Here is a 20172-nt window from a genome sequence, read left to right as displayed (position 1 = left end):
TTAAATGAGTGCGGAAGAATATACATTATATTGTTATTGTGCTGAATTTCATTCCGAAATAAGAAAAAGCTTGTCTGTAAATGAAACCTCTACCCAACTTGCCAGAATGCTTTCAAAGAAATTAAATCCACACCAAATTCAACAAGTGATTCAGGACATAGAACTGATAAAAAAAAGAGGAGGTAACGTCCTGAACTATTTTATTACTATTATTCATCCAATAATTTAGGAGCCTCAGGGACAGGTCCCTCGGCCCTCTAAATCGGTGCCTTCCGCTTGTAAGGGTAGTTTACAAAAGGATGACTTGGGAGGTAGCTGAATGGTTTGATGTTCCCTTCAGTTAAAAACACCCTATAGATTGGACACTGAAAGAAGTGACTTATCTATAGGGTGTTTATTTAGGAGATTCACTAGCCAGAAACTCTGTTATTACTGCCCCCGAATGAATCCATTTCCTCTTTCCTATTCAAAACTCCGATACTATCTCCTCCATCTTCTTCTCAAACCGCTTCTTAAGTTCATCCTGTTTTGAAGAATCTACTTTCCCACTGGTCTCTCCCTTATTATACTCATAGGCAATGACCTGCCATTCCTCGAAGTCTTCAGCCATTCCCTTCTTTTCTATATCCTTCTCGAACAATTGATATATGCGATCGCTGCCCTGATGGAGGTTGATTCTGCTGGGTCAGAGTTAGTGCCCCTTTTGTAATCTGAACCGTCATGATAACTTTCGTACGTGTCATGTACATACGTACCCAGGTCAGTGTATTCTGTTTTCTCTATTTGAAATGCTTCAGCTTGCGAAGAAAATCCTTCGATTTATTGATTGTGATGGCAACAACCATGTTTTATAAGAAGATTGCCTATTGAATTCATCGAGGTTCATATATGCACTAATAAATACTTCCTGCACGATATCCTCGGACATACTCCAGTCCTTACGGTATGTATAGGCAAGATTGACCAGAAGCTTACCATACCTATCAATAAGCTCCATTGACTGCTGCCCCATTTCGTACACACCTTTTTCTTCATTTCTACTTGTTAGACGTTGGAAATGTCTTGTTGGACTCAAAATGATACTTTTTCATAAAAATAGTCTCACAGAGCCATGGGGACAGGCACCCTGGCCTCTTACTCTCAAAAAGAGCTGCGGGACCTGTCCCCGTGGGTATTCGACATTGACCTGGCGATTTAATAAAGAGAATGAAAAGCTGGTTCATATTATGGATGAGTTAATTAATGGATCAATAGCATGGAGAAACACCATCCTTTTCCTCCCCAAAAAAACGGCCCGTTTGGAAAAACTCACTCCAAACGGGCCGTTTTTTATTTAACTGTCTCTGAGAGCCTATAGTTATTCAGTGGCCCCGATTTGAGAGGGGCTTATTTTTTTATTCTAAATTATCTATAGCGTATTGAGCTTCCTCAGGAGTAAATTGTTCTCCATTCTCAGACACTAATTGATCATAAATTGCATCAGTAGACATATCCATCATGTCAGCATAAGATTCAGCTTTTTTTAATGCATTTTCTTTCCAATCATGTTTGATGTTATCCATGGCATATTGTGCTGCTTCTTCTGGAAATTGCTCCCCATTTTCAGAAACCAATTGATCATGTATAGCTTTTTTTGACATATCCATCATCTCAGCATAAGATTTAGCTTTTTTTAATGCTGCAGTATATTCTCTTGGAACGTCTTCTTTTTCTTCTTTCTTCTCTTCCACAACTTCTTTCTTTTCTGTATTAGTTGTAGCAGGTTCTGAACTTTCCTCCTCAACTGTTGGTTCGGTGGAGGCTTTTTCTCCACTATCATCTCCACCAGAAAGTGCACCAACAATAATACCAAGCACGATCAAGGCAACAAAGCCAAGACATCCAAATTTAAAAAACTTTTTCATGAACTTACCCCCATAATGTTATATAATTACAGCTTCATATTTTACACTAATATGGAAATAGTTCAATATAAATAGGAATTTGGATAAATTTACTTATTATAATAATTAATAGAAATAGGATTTAGATTGATTAATTCAGAATAAGAAAAATACTACCTAATATTTACTATATAAAGCAGTTTAGGTAGAATAGTGATATCTACGTTGAAAAGTGAGGATATCCAATTGAAGAAAAAAATTATATTGAGTGTTGTAAGTGTGGTCGTACTGTTATTCCTGGGAATCGGCGGATATGCCTATTACATGTACGACTCTGTTAAAGGAACAGCGGAGAGTATGCATGAAGAAGTGAAGAGGGATAAACCAAAGGATACACCGAAGATCACCCAAGAAAAAGATGAGCCGGCTGAGCCTATTTCCATTTTAATGATGGGAGTCGACGAACGTCAAAATGATCAGGGGCGATCGGATGCCCTAATTGTCATGACCTTGAATCCCGAGAAAGAAAAGATGCAGATGATCAGTATTCCCCGTGATACGAGAACCGAGATCATCGGTCATGGTACGACGGATAAAATCAATCATGCCTATGCCTTCGGAGGTACGAAGATGGCCATAGAGACGGTGGAAAACTTCACAAACATCCCAATTGATTATTATATTAAAGTAAACATGGAGGCTCTTAGCTCCTTAGTGGATGCCATGGATGGAGTTACGGTTCATAATGACTTGGATTGGTATGATGAAGGGTATTATAAGAAAGGCTATCATTACCGCGAAGGGGACATTGAATTGAACGGAGCCAAAGCACTGGGGTATGTAAGGATGAGGCATCTGGATCCCCGAGGAGACTTTGGGCGAAATGAACGTCAGCGTCAGGTCATCGCTGCAATCATAGGGAAAGCATCTAACGTTTCTTCGGTTGGTAAATTCGATGATATTCTAGATGTCCTTGGCAATAATGTTAAAACAGATATGACCTTAGATGATATAATGAGTATTCAAAAAAATTATAGAAGTGCCAAGAATACGATTGAACAATATGAAATCAAAGGTCAGGGTGGAAAGATCGGAGGAACCTACTATCTGACGGTTCCAGAGAATGAGCAGGATAAAGTGACGGAGATGCTGAAAGAGAATTTAGCTGCCAGTTAATAAAGGGTTTTGGGAGAATCTTCTTCCAGAACCTTTTTAACTGCTAAAAGAATTTCATAGTACAAGAACTGGAACGACATAGAATGAGAATCAACGCATCCTATGTCGTTCTTATATTTTAAACGGACTAGAACATTTCCTCAGTTGAACAATCGTCTGCGAGGATTATTTAGAAATTTGATATATAACTGATTTTCTTCACATCTGAATAACTTTATCCCAATGAATTTTAACGGGGTCCAAACTTCTTTCATATAATAAATTGGCAAATGAAACTCCCCTTTCCAAATTAATTGGTATAACTGGTTAACCTAACCTAATCTAAAAGAACGAATATTCAGATAAAACATTTTACTGAACAATCCTGAATAGTCATCTGGAAGGTTCCCTATAAGATTACTATTACATTAAATACCCAAATATTGTATAAAGTAATCCTAAACTAACCTATCAACGAAGTTTTTTTCTACACTTACAACGTAAATAAAAGAGCACCGTATTCTTTAGATCATTCATCACGCCACCCAAAATACTAAATAAACAATCCCCTCACAATCTTTACCCATCCAAAAAAAGAAACCCAAAGCGGAATACTTAGCAAAGTGCCCCAATACATACCTTTTATGAAATTTCCTTCGGTTTTCATTGAATAAGCACCCCTGTTCTTGTTTAGTGGTAGTAAGTTTCGAATGTTGTTCTTCTATTATAAACACGAGTCTTTAGCAAACGTTGTCGGAAAAAAGGTGAAAAATTTTAGATTTTTTATACATTTGAGGATAAAATTGTGGAACTGCATTATGATATATAATCATTTCCCTTTTCCTTATAAAATAAAACCAACCGGACAGGAGAGGAATCATACCAACTCTTCTAACAAATGGATGAATTATTATTCTCTTGATACATTTTGTTTAAAGAAAGATGACACTTGTGATTTTCCCACTTTCATCCTTTACGATGTAGAAGATTAAATCTATATATCTTGAGGGATGTGACATCATGAGTAATTCTCGCGGACATATATCCGAAATTCATATATTAAGGGCCATTGCATGTTTGCTCGTACTTTTTGTTCATGTTTCAGCGACTTTCTATTACCAGCAAGGTCAGCAGTTCAATGATCTGACTTATTTCATCAATCAAATCAGCCGGTTTGGAACTCCCATGTTTGCTCTTATCAGTGGATTCCTCCTATTTTATCAAGCTCGTTTTAAAGGATTTAATCTAAGTCGATTTGTCTCTAGTCGTTTTACCAAAATCGGAATACCTTTTTTGTTTTGGAGTATCTTTTATCTTCTTTTCATGTATATAGCAGAAGGTGTAAATCCGTTTGATGTAGGCGAGAAACAATTTCTAGTGAGCTTTTCTTTCGGAAATTCATTTTACCACCTTTACTTTATGTCGATTGTCTTTCAGTTTTATTTAGTATTTCCACTCTTACAGCTTGTTCGGTCAAAAAAGAGTTGGGCAATCCTATTGGTCGTTGCAATAGGGGTGAATGTTTATTTTCTTGAGATATTTTCACTGGGTGAAATGGAAGGAATATGGGGTGATATCCTGGGTCAACGAGCATTTCTCCCAAATTGGATCTATTTCTTTATATTCGGTGGTTTCTTAGCCTATTACTGGGAACCCTTATCTTCATTCGCAAAAAGATCTAAAGTATTATTAGGAGTAGCCGTCATACTCATCACTTTAGTTGCTGTATGGGAATATACCGTCATGGGTTCGATTGCCTCTAACCGGGTGACCAATATGATTAATATTCCCATTATTACATTGTTTATCATTGGAGTAGGATCCAACATAACAAGATTAAAATGGACAAACCTGTTCATGACAAAAGTCGGTACATTATCCATGGCTATTTATTTATCCCACCCATTTGTACTTTACTGTTTTCAGGAAATCGCACCTCCATCTATTTGGAAAACAATTCATTTCCCGGCAATTTATTTAATCATTCTTCTGGGGACCATCTTAACGGTAAAAATCATACAGCTATTACCATGGAACCAATATATTTTGACCGTACCGAAAATCAAACCACTTCAACAATCTAAATAACGAATAGACGCTTAAGAGTTTCTCTCTTTTGACATCACGCTTAAGGAGATGCATTATGCACTTCCTTAAGCGTGATTTTTAATACCCTCCCACACTATAATAGTTCAAAAAACTCAAGTAATATTACCCCCATTTATTACTTTATATGGAATATAAAGTAATTAGTATGCTATTATTAGATACTAGATTACCAGTTTTACATATATTAGGGGGTAAAAATGAGAAAGATAATAATCGTATCACTACTACTATTTGTATTCGGGTTTAGTGCAGAAGTACACGCCGGTGAGAATGAAGTAGAGCGTCTCGGAGGGAAGGACAGATTCGAAGTAGCGGTAAACGTTTCACAGAATGGATGGAAAGACTCTCAAACGGTATACATAGTGAACTTCCTCGCCTTTGCCGATGCCCTGTCTGCCACTCCGTTAGCTTACCAGTCAGATGCACCGATATTACTTACGCATGCCAATTCTTTAACTGGAGTGACAAAAGACGAACTCAATCGCTTGCATGCCACTAAGGTTATCATTATCGGGGGAACCGGAAGTATCTCTCAAAATATTGTAACGGAATTACAAAATATGGGCATTAGAGATATTCATAGAATCGGGGGAAAGGACAGATATGATGTATCCGCCAATGTCGCAAACTATGTCCATTCCACAGATAAAGCTGTTATCGCAACGGGAATGACTTTCGCCGATGCCCTGTCCGTGGCACCCTTCGCCGCAAGAAATGGTTACCCTATTCTTCTTACGAGAAAAAGTGACATCCCAGCACCCGTTACAGGTTATTTAAACAAGAAAAACTTCAGCTCCACCATCATCATGGGAGGTGAAGGAAGTGTAGGTAAAGAAGTAGCTTCGAAGCTTCCAAATCCGGAACGAATCGGAGGATCCGACCGTTATGCTGTAGCAGCCAATTTAATCAGAGAAAAAAGGCTCCCATCAGAAAAAGCATACATAGCGACCGGCCTGTCCTTTGCAGACGCTCTTACCGGTTCCGTTCTGGCAGCGAAAGAAAACACCCCCATCCTCTTGACCAGGCCCGACCGACTGCCTGAAGATACGAAGGATATAATAGAAGAAAAGAACATACGTAGTTATCTTATCTTAGGTGGTCCAGCATCTGTTATGGAAGAAGTGCTGAATTCATATTCTGATGCTTTGGTCATTGATAATCAGCATTCCATTGAAGGTTATACAGCCAAACCAAGCTATTCTCCCGGTGAAACCGTCGAGTTTAAAGTTCATACTCTTCAACCCTCCTTCTCTATTGAAGTCAAAAGACTCGGGGCAAACGATACCACCGTCTTTACAGATGCTGAGATAAAAGGAACCAAACAGAACTATCGAAAATACTCATTCAAAAATGGAGCGGATTGGACGACCAGTTATTCGCTTAAAGTTCTTGGCAACTGGAAAAGTGGCATGTATGGAGCAAGAGTGTATGATGCTAGCGGCAAAGAGTTTTACATCATGTTCACCATCAAGAATGCAAGCAGCACAAAACCAAAACTTGCCGTACTCGCGAATACATTTACATGGGAAGCTTATAACATATGGGGAGGTGCCTCTTTCTACGGGTATAAAGTGGACAACGGGTCAGGTCGAACCTATGCACAGACGTTGAATATCCAACGTCCAAACCCGACAACCAATCCTTACGAGGATAGCATCCACCTGCCATACGCAGAAAAGTTTCTGTTATCCTGGCTTGAGAAAAACGGGTATGCATATGATGTAATATCAGAGTATGATTTACATCATAATCCCGGAATTCTTCAGAACTATGAAACTCTCGCCCTAAACTCGCACAGTGAATACTGGACTACCCCTATGTATAATGGATTCGAATCTTTCGTGAAAAAGGGTGGAAATGTACTTAATCTTTCTGCTAACAGTATTTACTGGAAAGTGGCGGTCGAGGGAAATCAAATTGAAGTGAGAAAGGATAAAGGATACCACACATTAACGAAAGAAAAAGGCGGACTCTGGAGAGACCTGGGAAGACCGGAATCGAAGTACTTAGGTGTGGCTTATAATTACTTGGGTTACGGAACCTATAAACCCTACAGAGTGGAAAGGCCCAATCATTGGATTTTTAAGAACACAAGCTTGAAGACCGGAGACCTGATTGGGAAATCAGGAGTAAACGGACGTGGTGCAGCAGGTGGGGAAACAGATAAAATCACTCCCTACACGCCAAAGAACTTTGTTCGACTTGCTAAAGGGTTAAATCCAAACTTAGGCGGATCAGATATGATTTATTATGATACACCATCCGGTGGCGGAGTCTTCTCAGTAGGCTCCCTGACATTCACCGGGACCCTGGAATCTGATAAGAATATTTCTCAAATGGTTAAAAACGTATTGAATCACTTCAATAAGTAAAAAGATGAAAGAGAGTGCAGCTTTTGCACTCTCTTTCATCTTTTAAACAGAATTGCATTTAGATAATGCTCTTCTCATCGGTCCTACGTATCAGATGACCTCTCTTCTCTGATTATGAGATCCCTCTTTCATATTAACCGTCTCTTTCACAATATAAATCGGCCGATTTTTACTTTCATCATAGATTCTCGCAATATACTCACCGACGATACCCATCCCGAGCAGTTGAACACCACTAAAGAACGTAATGGCCACCATAATGGATGCCCAGCCCGTTTCCACTTCACGCCCGAACAGCTTGATTGAAATGGCATACACAAGGACTAAGAAGGAAACCAGGACAGAAAAGAAGCCCAGAGTCATGACGATTTTTAAAGGTTTGGTTGAAAAGGCAATAATTCCATCTGAAGCAAATTTAATCATTTTCTTCAGCGGGTATTTCGTCTCTCCAGCAAACCGTTCATCCCGTTCATATTCTATGAAGGTTTGATTGAATCCCACCCAGGAAAACATCCCCCGGACGAACCGATTGCGCTCTGTCATGCTTTTGAACACATCCGCTGCTTTACGGTCAATGATCCTGAAATCCCCTGTATCTTTCGGGATATCTATATCTGACATATGGTTAAGGAATTTATAGAAATACTTTGCGGTGAGAAGTTTGAATTTCGTTTCTCCCGATCGCTTCTTCCGCTTTGCATATACAATTTCATACCCTTCCTTCCACTTGGCGATCAAATCCGGGATCACCTCGGGAGGGTCCTGAAGATCAGCATCAATAATGACGATTGCATCTCCTTCAGCAAAATCCACCCCTGCGGTAACGGCGGTTTGATGACCAAAATTCCGGGCGAAATTCACTATTTTTGCCTGGCTGTCACGATTCGCGATATCATTTAGAATATCTAACGTCCTGTCCGTACTGCCGTCATTCACGAAAATGAATTCATATCGTATTTTATTCTCCTGCATGACACGTTTCAGCCTGTCATAACACTCCTGCGCGACTTCTTCTTCATAATACATTGGGATGACAACCGATATTAATTCTTTCATGTTTTCCTCCAATAAGAATATTTCTTGTAATGCTTAAGACGCCTGGTTGAATGTCCATTTATAATTAAGGATATAATTCAATCCCAAGCCGCAACCGACGGCAAATACATTAGCCAGTACGGGGTGTAACCCCAGTTGATGAACCAGAATGAACAAAGCAAGCGTGTTAAACCCAAGAGTCAGCAGATTCACTGCGAAGAACTTAACGAATACCCCAGCCTTTCCCGTTCGATCCTGAAAAACCCAATTCTTATTCCAATAGTAGCTATTTAAGACCCCTAAGAGGTATCCCAGTACATTTGCCACCAAGTAGTTTATTCCTATATAAACAAAGAGGGTGTAACTCCCTAAAGTGATTAAGGTGTTAAAGAAACCCACTGTCCCAAATTTGAGGAACATTTTCATATATGTTTTTTCCTTTCTTTACGCATCTTGCTGCAAACTAGTAAACTCACTCATGCTAATAAAAATTCCAGCCTAACATAATACTCTTCCATTTTAGTACAGGCATGGAACTTATAGAAAGCACTTGATTAAAGGTATCAAAATTTCCAATATATTTCAATGCTCTTAATAGTAAAAAAGTATTCTATCTAAACAAAACAAGAGGCAAAATAGAAATATATTCATCTTTTACAGGGAGATATATTTACCAAATTAACATAAGATGGTAACCTACTATATGCTGAAGTTTTTTTCAAAAGCTACTCGATTTCTATGATTTACAAGGAGGTACACCATGGGAGCGCAATTCTTTCAATTTTTACATAGATTCATTTACATTTTATTCTTTTCATTGATATTATTTCTAGTCGGCCTGAACGTCTTTATGAGCAGAGGGTACAGCACCATAAGTCAGGAAACACCCCATTACTTTAATATCATCACATTATTCCTAGCGATCGTCATTTCGTTAATTGTATTCCTATGCAGAAATCATATAATCAGGTTTATTGAGAAACTGCCAACATTCGCAACTGTTTTCACCTTGTTAGGAGTAAGTGTGGTTCTACAAATCATTGTAATACGTGAATTATCCGTGACCCCTTCCTGGGACTTCGGGGCGGTAGTAAACAGTGCTAAGCTGTTTGTTGAGAGCGGTGAGATGAGTGAGTATTTCTCCCTTTACCCAAATAATATTTTACTTGCCTGCATATTGGCGCTGATCGGGAATATCTTCACCCCTGAACTCCTCACGTTTCAGGTATTTAATGTCATTGTCATTACCTTAAGTCAATACTTAATCTATCGAATTGCTACGAAGGTGGCAGGAGCACCCGTTGGGATTGTCAGTTTACTCGTCAGTGTCCTTTTCTTTCCTTATATCTTTTTTGCACCTATCGTCTATACAGATACGATTTCACTCATCTTTCTACTGCTTCCACTAAATATTTTAGTAGATAAGAACGGGGATTTCAGAGGAAATATTTTTATTGTCTCAACAGCATCCATCCTGTTCTCATTCGGGATGCTATTAAAAGGATCACTTGTGATCTTTGTCATTGCTTTTGCCATCGTACTTTTTCTTTATCAAAAAAAATGGAAGAAGCTCTACTTTATTATTCCGCTCCTCGTCCTATTGATTGTTAAATCATTATTTAACAGTGCGATTTACCATTACGGAATACTGGATAAGGAAATGGTCGAAGAAAAAAGCATGCCGGTTACCCATTGGATTGTGATGGGACAAAACAAAAATAAGCTGGGTAAGTACGCTGAGGATGATGTCGTATGGACGAAAGAACTATTAACGAAGTATCCAAGAGAAACCGTTTCTCAAGTCCATTATCAAGAGCTTAAGAACCGGATCTCAGAAAAGGGAATAAAAGGGAACATGGCATTTAACATTGAAAAGATCGGTCATACATGGACAGATGGAACCTATTACTCATTAAATAAACTGAGAAGGATACCAAATCATCCAGAACATTTCACTCAATTGACCACACATACGCCAGGTCATTTGATCCAAGGGTATGCAAGGGTTCAGCATCTCATGCTGCTGATAGGATTGCTGTTATTCTTAAGATTAAAGAATAAGGACTCCTTTGCTACCTTTTCTATGTTATCTATCATTGGTTTCTTTCTATTCTTTATAATGTGGGAAACGCGGTCCAGGTATTTGGTTAGTTTGACTCCTTTGATGATTATAGTGAGTTGTATGGGGTACTTAAAGGCACGAGGGATTGAAACACTGCTTTATAAGAAATCTAAAATAAAGTAGTAAGATTATCAATATTACCGTTCTTGAAAATGACCAGAACAAAGTGACAGAACTGCTGAAAGAAAACATAACAGCGAACTAAAAAAGGTTTTGGGAGAAATGCTCTCCCAAAACCTTTTTATTACTGTTGTTTTTCATAATAATAATTCAACCACTTATGCACCTTATCCATCTTCTCCACTACTCTATCCTTCACTACCGAACTCAGCGTTTCAAGTGAGTTAATCAGATCAACAGTCTTCTCAAACTCTTTTTCTACCTTGTCTTTCTTAAGCGAATGATCTGGTCGCTCCATCATCTTCTCCCACTTACGAAGATTATTCTCAAGCTCTTTTCCTTCCTCCTTGCTAACGGCCCCTTTCGGAATATAGATGGACGCCGTCTGTTCCTTCAACTGCTTGACTGTAGCCTGGACGGCCGCTTTAGGATCTTCCCCGGGATTCACAGCCGCATTTCTCCACGGACCTTTCCCCAATGCGTCCACGGACGGGCCACTGGCCTGACCGAAGGCGAACATGTTCACGCCGGACGTTCCGTGACCTGCTGCCAATACATCATTGACCGCTGCTTTTTCACCTAGGTGGTGATAGAACGAATAGATTCCTGTGTAATACATCATCGACGGCGGCGTCAGCTTTTTACTGGCGATGACCGTTGATTGGATGCTGTTAAAATCATGTCCATACGCCTGTGGGATGACACCATCAATGTCCTCGATCCAATCGCTGATCAAGACGGCCTCTTGGCCCGGTTCAGGAGTGGCTGTCACCATAAAGGCAGGGTTTATGTCTTTACTCTGCACATGAAGCTGGTCGACAAACATGTTTTCCTGTTCACGAAGCCAATTCTCCCACTCTTCCCATAGCTCATCGGACTCTTGTAAATCCATTGGATCGACTCCAAATTCCGCTTCGAAACGTTCACGGTTTGATGTACTGAATCCATAACTCTTATCAAACGGATGGTGAGGGTAACGCATGTAGTCGATATTCACACCTGTGATCTTATAGTCCTCCTGCTGTTCTTTATAAATATCCAGCATAAAGTCCTGGACGTCAGGATTCGCAATATCCAGCCAGTAGTAATTACTGTTGGAATCACTGCCAGGGGTACCTGGCTCATCATTCCGCTGTACAGCGCTCCATTCGGGATATTTCTTGAATTGGGATGGCAGGCCAAGGCTATTATGGCCGATCATAAAGCCATCCGTCCACGATTGAATCGTGATTCCCCGTTTCTTCCCTTCTTCAATAAAAGCTTTTAGGATGTCAGAACCGTATTTCCCATAGTCCTGATTGGCGAAGTTCGGGTGCTGCTTTGGCAGACCGTAGGCTTCCATCGTATCACTCGGAAAAATCGTGTATCCCCAGAAAGTGGTTTCGAGATAAAGAGAGTTGAAGCCTGCTTCTTCCATTCGGTCCAGAGTCGTGATGACATCATCCAGATCCTTCTCTTCTGGTCGATACCAGATGGCTCGCTGCTCCCCTACTTCAGAAGGAAGGGAATAATAGTACGCGTCATAGGCAGCCTGAGTCGCTTCCTCCGTATATTCCAACGCCTTTTGAGGATCTTCACTCTGGATTTGTCCTGCTTTCTTCAATAGTTTTTCAGCTTCCTCTACAGAAGCATTGGCCTTATTAAAATCTGCATCGATATACTTTTCTTCAGCATGAGCGATACTTTGCTTCGCTTCCTGCAAGGTCTGTTCACTTTTAAAAATATAGGTGGACGCGTCGCGGATCAATTCAATATTGCCGTCTGCATCATACTCTACCTTCATCCCAATCTCTGCTTTTTTCAGATATTCCGCTTCTGTTCCGTGTCCGCTTACGACAAATCCGTTTGCCGGAATGCTACTGTCCCCTCCACCGATCTTCGTTACGACACCATCGGTCACAGTAATTTCATATCCATATGGATTCGTTCCGGTGCTTGAACCAAAGGCCGGTGTATAAAGGAGTAACTGGTTCGCTCCTCGGTTGCCCGGAAACGGTGCTCCTTCAGGGTTGGATTCATCGGTAGGGTCGATATCGTCTAATGTATTGGCATAGGTCTTTTCAACCGGTTCATTGAATGAAACACTCTCTCCCTTTTCCAGGCTTTTCAGGAAACTCATGATCTCATCAGTCGTTTGCGGTCCCGTTGACAGGACGACCCCATCTTCAGGAATGGCACTGTCCCCCTGCCCGGAAGACACAACATGATAACTGTTCCCATCATCCTTCTTGAGAATCACTTCATACGATGACCCGTTTGTTTCGGTAAAATAACTGAACGTCGGATCAAACACGACAAGCTTGTTTGTATTGTTGCGGTCATTTTCTGCATTGACAATGATGCTGACCCCGTCCTCATCCACAACCTTCGTCGCTTCCCCTTCATCTGCTTCCGCTGTGAGTGCCGGGGCCTGAAGAGCCGGCACTGTCAGTGCGAGGGCCATTGCTGACATTGTCATTTTCTTTCCGATTAACCACTTTTTCATAGAGTACCTCCATAAAATCGTTTTATATGTATGCGCTATCATGTTGTGGCGGTTTTATTATATCGTAATTTTCTGAATAAAAGGAATACTTCTTCAGAATAGTTCATTAAGATGGATATATTCTTCATTTGTAGACAAATTGAACGTCGATTTCTAGACCTATTGACTTATAAACGATTCGGGAAGACCCTCTACAAAAAGGGTTCTCCCCTAAATCGCCCCGACCTCAGGCCACTTCAATTCAATCCCTTCTTCCACAAGCATTTCCTGAAACTCCCGCAACAACGCTTGATCCTCCCTCACGTCACGTGGCAGGATCCCTTTCTCCATGGCAAATGCCGCAAGATACCCTGCCGATTCTCCAATATTCCATTCCACCGGATGCACCCTGAAGCAGCCGTTCGTAATATGAGTAGACCCGATATTCTTACACGCAGGAAGCACATTGTTCACCCGAACCGGCAACAAAGCCCCCAATGGAATCTCAAACGGATAGCTCTCAGCATAAAAAAATGTATTCGTCTCCGTCGTCGGATGCAGATCGATCCGGTAACAGCCGATCCCAACAGAATCGTCCACCTGTTTGATGCCTTCCCTCGTATTGGCATTGATATCTTCTTCGACTACCGTCGACACGGCTTTAATTCTCCGTGATTCGCGGATATAAGGATATTTCGCAAGACCATCTTCCGTCCCGAGAATGTCCCCTCGTAACCGCAGTCCAGGGTACCCTTTGCCCCCATCCGGCCTCGGCGCTTCTGTCTGGAGCCAGTACAGCAGGGAAAGGCTCAGTTGCTTCGACTCATGGATATGCTTTTCCCGCTCTTCAGCACTGACATCGATGATGGAACCGCTCCAATAATCATTCTGCGGCCAGTTTATTAGGGAAATATCCCCTTCATAGGTTCCCTCAACAAAAAGGGTTGGGTCCACGATCCGGCGATAATCCCACAGTCCCCACAGATCTTCATAGTGGAACATCGCAAATTCCTTCGAACCACCCGTATGGGCATCGGGAGCGAACCAGCTTAACTGTTTATGCTGTAAAAAAGGGGCACGATATTCTTTCCAGAACTCATATTGTTCAGGCTTTTCAATGACAAAATTTCCGCCATCTACATAATCCACTGCAAATACATACGTAAATGACTGCATATCCTGCGGCCTGGCTTCTTCCGGCGCATGCCGCTCGCCGGTATCCTTTTTGGCTTCTGCCCCAGTGACGTACTCCACTCCCGCCAGCGGCAAAAGCTCTCCAGTTTCAGTGGCATCGAGATAATAATGTCCCTTCAGTTTCTTTAAACGTCCGTCCGCATGCTGAACAGTGACAATTTGAACGTCGTCCCCCTCAACCTGAGCCTCCGATATTTTATAGTCGGTAAGGATTTGTAATCTCCCGCTGCTCGTATACGGAATAAGCATTTCCTGAAGCACGGCAAGAGCCACCTTTGGTTCATGGCAAAGCCTGCTGACCCACCCTGTTCCTGGATTCAGCCGCTCATCCCGCCTTGCCTCTTCCCTAAGAGGATAGTGACGACGGTAGTACTCCCGCACACGGTTCCGAAACTCACGGTACGTCCTTGTGCAGCCAAACTGCTCGATCCACTGGTGCTCATCCGGCGGGACCGCCTGGCTCGTAAGCTGTCCGCCGATCCATTCGGTCTCCTCTGTCATGATCACTTTTTTCCCTCTTTTGGATGCTGCGAGTGCAGCCGCACATCCCCCGATTCCTCCACCGATGATGATGATGTCTGCTTGTAAGGTCTCCAACAATTTCTCCACCCCTCTCTTTCATAAAATTAAATAAACGTATGTCTAAATAATGAAGCCATCCCCGATTACTCCTGAATTAGAGTCAAGCTTGGCCGGGACGATACGGACGAATTCTTTCAAGCCTTGATAGTCCACTCCAATACGGATTGTCATGACACAACACCTCTGCCAATGCCAATTTCAAACGTTCTGTCCCAAGGTAAGTAAATGTCTTTCAGTGAAAAATCCAGACCGTATTGATCCAAGAAAACAGAAGCTTCATTTCGGAACGATTCTGTCACTTGATACAACAACTCTTCCCGGCTGATAGCCGACTCATCCACTACAGCCCGCACCTTCTGACGGACAACCGACTGATACACATAATCGTCCAATAATCTGAGGGTGATTTCTGCCAGTAACCTTTCCTTTACCTCTGCTTCCGGCAGTGAAGGCTTCTGCTTCTGCAGATGAACCATAGCTGCTTGTGCCACGACTGTCCCCAACGTGTTCCCCGCTGTATTCCATCCTGCAAACCCGGCAAGCTCACTCACTTTGACCTCAGACAGTAACCGTGGCAGCATGCGCGCATCAACGCCATTAGCATAAGCCGTATCCGCAACTGCCACAAGCTTATCCTGACGCAGATAATGAGAGATACGCTTGATCCACTCACCGATATTCCGTTGAGGGGTGTCTACCTCTTCCAAGTGTTTTTGCAGGGCAAGATCTCCCTGACGTTTCCCCGGCACATTGACCGCGAACACTATGTCCGATTCCACTGGAGAATTGACGGTGTATCCGCCAAAGGCAAAGATCTGTCCCTTCACCGACTCACAAATCGGCCTGTCTTCATACATGGCCGTCGATAACGCACCGATTTCGCCACTGTACACCGGGAAAAACGTAGGGAACCTGACGTTTTCAAGCTGATAGATCATCTTCGCCACAAGAGTATTGGCGACTTCATCTGCTCCCGGGTATATGAATACACGCTGAAATAACTTCCGCTCATATACATTCTTTGAAAGGTCTTCCTGCTCCCCGATATTCACCCCATATTCGGACGTATCATCCTGAGGGAAAACCAGCACATCAAGTGTTTGATCTTCCACCATATCCAACAGGGAGACGTTTACACGATAGTTTTTCAGTCTGGTTGTTAAGTAGTCTTCCAGAATCTCTGAAGGGATGCGGTTCCCCAGGTCCTGTACTTTTTGATTGGATTCCTCACACCCTGTTTTCTCATACCGATGATGATGGAAGGAATACTCCCAAAGCTCGACTCCGTAATCATTCCAGTATTCCTTCTCTTCCTCATTTACGTAGTTATTCGAGATACGCATTGTAGAACTGAAGGCCATCAAGACTTTATCTGGATACTTCTCTTTTAACGACCGGAGGAGTCCGATTCTCTGTATAATCCTTTCCTCCCCGTCTATACAAACCCTCGACGGGACGAGGCCACCGTATCCAACCATGTCAACCGAAAGGACAAATCCATCCACTTCCGGAGCAACCTCCCAAATCCACTTTTCCAAAGCAGCCATATCCCCGGGCTCTTTCAAAAAGCCAAGGAGGTCTTTAGGCGGAAGCAGCACTTCCCAATTTCCGATCGAGGCGATCTGCTTGGGAAGCTCCCTTGTCACCGGTCTCCCATCTACAGGCAGAAGGGCAATCTTTCTATTCATTCTTTCCTTCCTCCTTTTACTAGATAAGTAGCGATTTCTTTCGGTTTCAATGTATCCTTCCCGTTCTCTATAACACGAGCTGGTTCATGAAGAAGGTTTACCCGCTCCACACTCTCTCCACGTGACATCACAGTAACGGTTTGTTCCTGGTCCGTCGGGTTCCACAATCGTATTTCGACGTCTGCAGCCACTCTTCTAAGAGAACTCCACTGCACGTCTTGATTATCAATTTCTATTAAACTCTCGATACCAATTGCTTCTCCCGGATAGATCCGAGGTGGAATACGAAACAAATTGGCTTGCGTAGCCGCCTGCCCAATACTACCATCAGCATTAAATTCAAACGCTGCAGAAAAGGAATGCGTACCGATACACTGCGCATCATGCGTTTCCATATTTGGTCCCGCTCCCCCGCCTCGTGTCCTCAGGTCATCACGGGACAGCCAGCCCACGCTCCTAATCACCGTAACGTCAAGGGAATCTTTCTCTTCCACCCTTGTAACCTGATACTCCTGCAGCCCTCTTTGGTAGAACGCGAAACCGCTCTCCGTCTGGATAAACGACAGAGAAGGCTCAACGACAACCGGCACTTCCTTTTGCTTAGCTGCATCAAACGCTTCATCCGTCTTCGCTTTCCGTTTCACCACATCGAATGCCGTATTGCTGTACGTATGTTCCACGGACTCCCCCAATGGATATTGAACGCGCAACCGCTGATCTTTCGAGCGATTATTGATCGTATACGATACATCAATTTTCCGATCCTTTTCTTTCACAGTAAGAGTGATTTGTACAATCGTCGTGACCGTCTCTTCAGCCGGACCGTTTCGTTTCTCGTTCAACCCTGCTGGTGTGAGAAGTTTCAGCCCATACGATAATTCTTGAACCCCTGCCGTTTTCCGAACCTTTCCTGCGCCCGCAAGCTCAGCCACCGTCTTCACATCGTTCAAAGGTGGAGAGTAGTTATATTCATCACCAGCGTCCAGAGAGCTAAAGAACCGTTGCAAGCCACTATGACGGTTGCCCGTTTCTTTTTCAATTAATGAAAGAGTGCCATCTCCATCCAATTCAATCAAATAATATTCGTTTTCGACTCTATTATCCTGAGACAATAAAAATTCTTCATACCTTCCTTCTACTACTGTAAAGGTCGAGAGTGAAGCAGCAGCAAGATTCTCAACATAAAATTCCACCTCATAAAATGTCCCTTTTTTAAAATCAGGAAAAGCATCTAAAGGCGAATCAAAATGTCTGCCACTCCGTTTCTTTTTCATCACAGGAGTATGCCATTTCCCGATCTGATCTTTTAACTGAAACGACCTTTCCTTCTCGAGCCAAATCTCCCCTGACACCCAGCCTGTGAAAGGTCTTGGATGAGGATTGAAGACCGTAAATACGCTATTATCCTCAAACGGCTTTCGCCGCCCATCTCCTGAAAACATCGGATCCTGAACACCCAGATGAGTGAGCGATCCCTTTTGGATTGAGGCGAGTCTTTGCCTAAGCATCATCGTCCTTGTTTCCATTTCCTTATGAACCTCATCTATGCTGCACCCGCATATACTGTCGTGGGGGTGGTTCAGCATAAGAAGCTTCCAGGATTCCTCAAGATAACGGTGAGGATATTGATCATGACCGGCAAGAGTCGCAAGAGGTTCCGTATACCCCGTTAACTCGTCTTCCATCTCCTGATTTTGTAGTTTCAAATAGCTCCTTGCCGACAGCACATTCGGAAGCACATAAATATGTTCATTGCTCCTCATTTCCCCGACAACAACAGGCAAATCAGCAGTAATCTCAGCTTGAACGCTCTGCAAAAAAGCTTCGTACGTACTGGACACAAACTCCACTTCACCTTGAAACTCATTGATTTGCTTCACTAGATTTCCGTGTTTTGGCATAAGGTGATCCCCGCCATTTGTTAACAACAGCTGAGACGTCGTCGCATAAGGCGTGACCTTCTCCACAAAGGAATTCAACTGCTTTTTTACATTCTCTTCATTCAACAAAGGCTGATAATACCCCTCTGGCAAAAAGGCCGTAAACACCTTCGAGCCATTCGGCGCTTCCCAATAAAATTCGGATGTTTCGGGCTTAACCCCCCGCCACAAAATCGCGTTGTCAATACCAAATCCCTGTAACAGCTGGGGCATTTGACTTACATGCCCGAACGTATCCGGTAAATACCCGACCTTTTGAGACTCTCCATAACGACCGGCGACCTTCAATCCGATCTCCATATTCCGAATCAGGGATTCCCCACTAACGAGAAACTCATCGGCCAGGACATACCACGGACCGATGATGATCTTCTTTTCTTCTATTAAATGGAGGACTTTTTCCTTCATGCTCTCTTCACACACTTCAAAATAATCCTCCAGGGCAGCCATCTGGCCATCCAGGACAAATTGCTCCAACTCTCCCTTTTCAAGACCTAACACAATCCGGTCCATCACCTGGACGAGCCGGTAGCGGAACACTTCAAACGGTAAGTACCACTCCCTGTCCCAATGGGTCTGGAAGACGATATGACACGTCATTTTCTGACTCATTATCCTTTCACCGCCCCTTTCATGGCACCTGCGATGAAGTGTCTCTGCAGGATCGAGAAGATGATGATGATTGGAAGAATCGAGATGATCGACCCTGCCGCGATGTAGCGCCAGTTAGCCGAGAACGAACCGGCGAGCGTATTGACGCCGAGTGGCAGTGTGTACATGCTCGTATCATTTAAGATGATCAGTGGCCAGAGGAAATCTCCCCATGCCATCATGAAGGTAAAGATAGCCAGTGTCACAAGGGAAGGTTTCACTAGCGGCATGAGCACTCTCCACCAAATTTGAAACGCATTGGCTCCATCCATGCGGGCAGATTCATCCAGCTCGTACGGAATCGTGAGGAATGCCTGGCGCATCAAGAATATGCCAAAGGCCGTCGTGGCATGGGGAAGGATCAACCCTGCATACGTGTTTTGCAAACCTAAGTCCAATGCCAATAGGTAAATCGGGATCATCAAGAGCTGAAACGGCACCATCATCGTACTGAGAATCAGGACGAAGACGATGTTTTTCCCGCGGAAATTCATACGGGCGAGGGGATAGGCTGCCAATGAACAAAAGACGATATTCAAGAGGACCGTCACCACAGATACAACGACACTATTGAATAGGTAACGCCAGAACGGGAAGAAATCCATGACTTCCACATAGTTTCCGAACGTGAATTTTTCAGGGATAAACTGTGGAGGATACGAGAAGATATTCTCGCTGCCGGATTTTAGCGACGTAGCCAGAAGCCATAGGAATGGACCGACCATGATGAGCGTGACGAAAAGAAGTGTCGCATATTGCAGAACGATTTTTGCTATCTTTTTTACGTTTATTGGCTTTTTGACAGATAGTACGGTTGGATTTTCTTTACTGGTTCCAAGAGAAGGAGAACTCATGGA

At 42.8% G+C, this 20172-nt stretch carries 15 protein-coding genes; 5 read left to right on the top strand and 10 right to left on the bottom strand.

What is annotated here, in order from left to right:
* Positions 1 to 4 precede the first annotated feature (4 nt).
* Positions 5 to 229: a hypothetical protein gene (locus ACSQ2E_RS01945; RefSeq protein WP_435989118.1), complete on the top strand. Its 225-nt coding sequence runs from the start codon at positions 5 to 7 to the stop codon at positions 227 to 229.
* Positions 230 to 466: 237 nt separating this feature from the next.
* Here ACSQ2E_RS01945 and ACSQ2E_RS01940 read toward each other — a convergent pair whose 3' ends face one another.
* The 3 genes from ACSQ2E_RS01940 to ACSQ2E_RS01930 all read right to left on the bottom strand — a co-directional run bounded on the left by ACSQ2E_RS01940 (position 467) and on the right by ACSQ2E_RS01930 (position 1904).
* Positions 467 to 610, bottom strand: coding sequence for a hypothetical protein (locus ACSQ2E_RS01940; RefSeq protein WP_435989117.1), 144 nt, complete (start codon positions 608 to 610; stop codon positions 467 to 469).
* 183 nt (positions 611 to 793) lie between these two features.
* The gene (locus ACSQ2E_RS01935; RefSeq protein ID WP_435989116.1) at positions 794 to 1012 is read right to left on the bottom strand and encodes a sigma factor; all 219 of its coding nucleotides are present in this window, start codon (positions 1010 to 1012) and stop codon (positions 794 to 796) included.
* Positions 1013 to 1394: 382 nt separating this feature from the next.
* Positions 1395 to 1904, bottom strand: a complete 510-nt coding sequence (locus ACSQ2E_RS01930; RefSeq protein ID WP_435989115.1) for an Ltp family lipoprotein — start codon at positions 1902 to 1904, stop codon at positions 1395 to 1397.
* A 225-nt stretch (positions 1905 to 2129) separates the two neighbouring features.
* On the opposite strand from ACSQ2E_RS01930, the gene ACSQ2E_RS01925 reads away from it, so the two are divergent.
* The 3 genes from ACSQ2E_RS01925 (at position 2130) to ACSQ2E_RS01915 (ending at position 7519) form a co-directional block, all read left to right on the top strand.
* Positions 2130 to 3059: an LCP family glycopolymer transferase gene (locus ACSQ2E_RS01925; RefSeq protein ID WP_159363005.1), complete on the top strand. Its 930-nt coding sequence runs from the start codon at positions 2130 to 2132 to the stop codon at positions 3057 to 3059.
* Between the two features lie 999 nt (positions 3060 to 4058).
* The gene (locus tag ACSQ2E_RS01920; protein ID WP_435989114.1) at positions 4059 to 5126 is read left to right on the top strand and encodes an acyltransferase; all 1068 of its coding nucleotides are present in this window, start codon (positions 4059 to 4061) and stop codon (positions 5124 to 5126) included.
* A gap of 218 nt (positions 5127 to 5344) precedes the next feature.
* Complete coding sequence (locus tag ACSQ2E_RS01915) at positions 5345 to 7519, top strand: N,N-dimethylformamidase beta subunit family domain-containing protein (RefSeq protein WP_435989113.1); 2175 nt, start codon at positions 5345 to 5347, stop codon at positions 7517 to 7519.
* Positions 7520 to 7609: 90 nt separating this feature from the next.
* Here ACSQ2E_RS01915 and ACSQ2E_RS01910 read toward each other — a convergent pair whose 3' ends face one another.
* Together ACSQ2E_RS01910 and ACSQ2E_RS01905 are read right to left on the bottom strand one after the other, a co-directional pair.
* Positions 7610 to 8575 (bottom strand): glycosyltransferase family 2 protein, encoded by a 966-nt coding sequence (locus tag ACSQ2E_RS01910; protein ID WP_435989112.1) that lies wholly within the window; start codon positions 8573 to 8575, stop codon positions 7610 to 7612.
* A 33-nt stretch (positions 8576 to 8608) separates the two neighbouring features.
* The gene (locus ACSQ2E_RS01905; RefSeq protein WP_435989111.1) at positions 8609 to 8980 is read right to left on the bottom strand and encodes a GtrA family protein; all 372 of its coding nucleotides are present in this window, start codon (positions 8978 to 8980) and stop codon (positions 8609 to 8611) included.
* A 334-nt stretch (positions 8981 to 9314) separates the two neighbouring features.
* On the opposite strand from ACSQ2E_RS01905, the gene ACSQ2E_RS01900 reads away from it, so the two are divergent.
* Positions 9315 to 10799, top strand: coding sequence for a hypothetical protein (locus ACSQ2E_RS01900; protein WP_435989110.1), 1485 nt, complete (start codon positions 9315 to 9317; stop codon positions 10797 to 10799).
* Between the two features lie 121 nt (positions 10800 to 10920).
* Here ACSQ2E_RS01900 and ACSQ2E_RS01895 read toward each other — a convergent pair whose 3' ends face one another.
* The 5 genes from ACSQ2E_RS01895 to ACSQ2E_RS01875 form a co-directional block, all read right to left on the bottom strand.
* Positions 10921 to 13281 carry a glycoside hydrolase family 10 protein gene (locus tag ACSQ2E_RS01895; RefSeq protein ID WP_435989109.1) on the bottom strand — a complete coding sequence of 787 codons (2361 nt, stop codon included), beginning with the start codon at positions 13279 to 13281 and terminating at the stop codon, positions 10921 to 10923.
* A gap of 210 nt (positions 13282 to 13491) precedes the next feature.
* Positions 13492 to 15054 carry an FAD-dependent oxidoreductase gene (locus ACSQ2E_RS01890; RefSeq protein ID WP_435989108.1) on the bottom strand — a complete coding sequence of 521 codons (1563 nt, stop codon included), beginning with the start codon at positions 15052 to 15054 and terminating at the stop codon, positions 13492 to 13494.
* A 149-nt stretch (positions 15055 to 15203) separates the two neighbouring features.
* On the bottom strand, positions 15204 to 16724 hold the full coding sequence (locus ACSQ2E_RS01885; protein ID WP_435989107.1) for a DUF4127 family protein: 1521 nt from the start codon (positions 16722 to 16724) through the stop codon (positions 15204 to 15206).
* Complete coding sequence (locus tag ACSQ2E_RS01880; RefSeq protein ID WP_435989106.1) at positions 16721 to 19276, bottom strand: alpha-mannosidase; 2556 nt, start codon at positions 19274 to 19276, stop codon at positions 16721 to 16723. Before ACSQ2E_RS01880 ends, ACSQ2E_RS01885 begins: the two co-directional genes overlap by 4 nt.
* Complete coding sequence (locus tag ACSQ2E_RS01875) at positions 19276 to 20169, bottom strand: carbohydrate ABC transporter permease (protein WP_435989105.1); 894 nt, start codon at positions 20167 to 20169, stop codon at positions 19276 to 19278. The genes ACSQ2E_RS01880 and ACSQ2E_RS01875 overlap by 1 nt, the downstream gene beginning before the upstream one ends.
* Between the last annotated feature and the right edge of the window lie 3 nt (positions 20170 to 20172).

The organism is Rossellomorea sp. LjRoot5, assembly GCF_964253455.1.
Lineage (GTDB): Bacteria > Bacillota > Bacilli > Bacillales > Bacillaceae_B > Rossellomorea.
The sequence above is the reverse complement of the archived record's forward strand: the minus strand, read 5'-3'. Positions and strand labels throughout refer to the sequence as shown.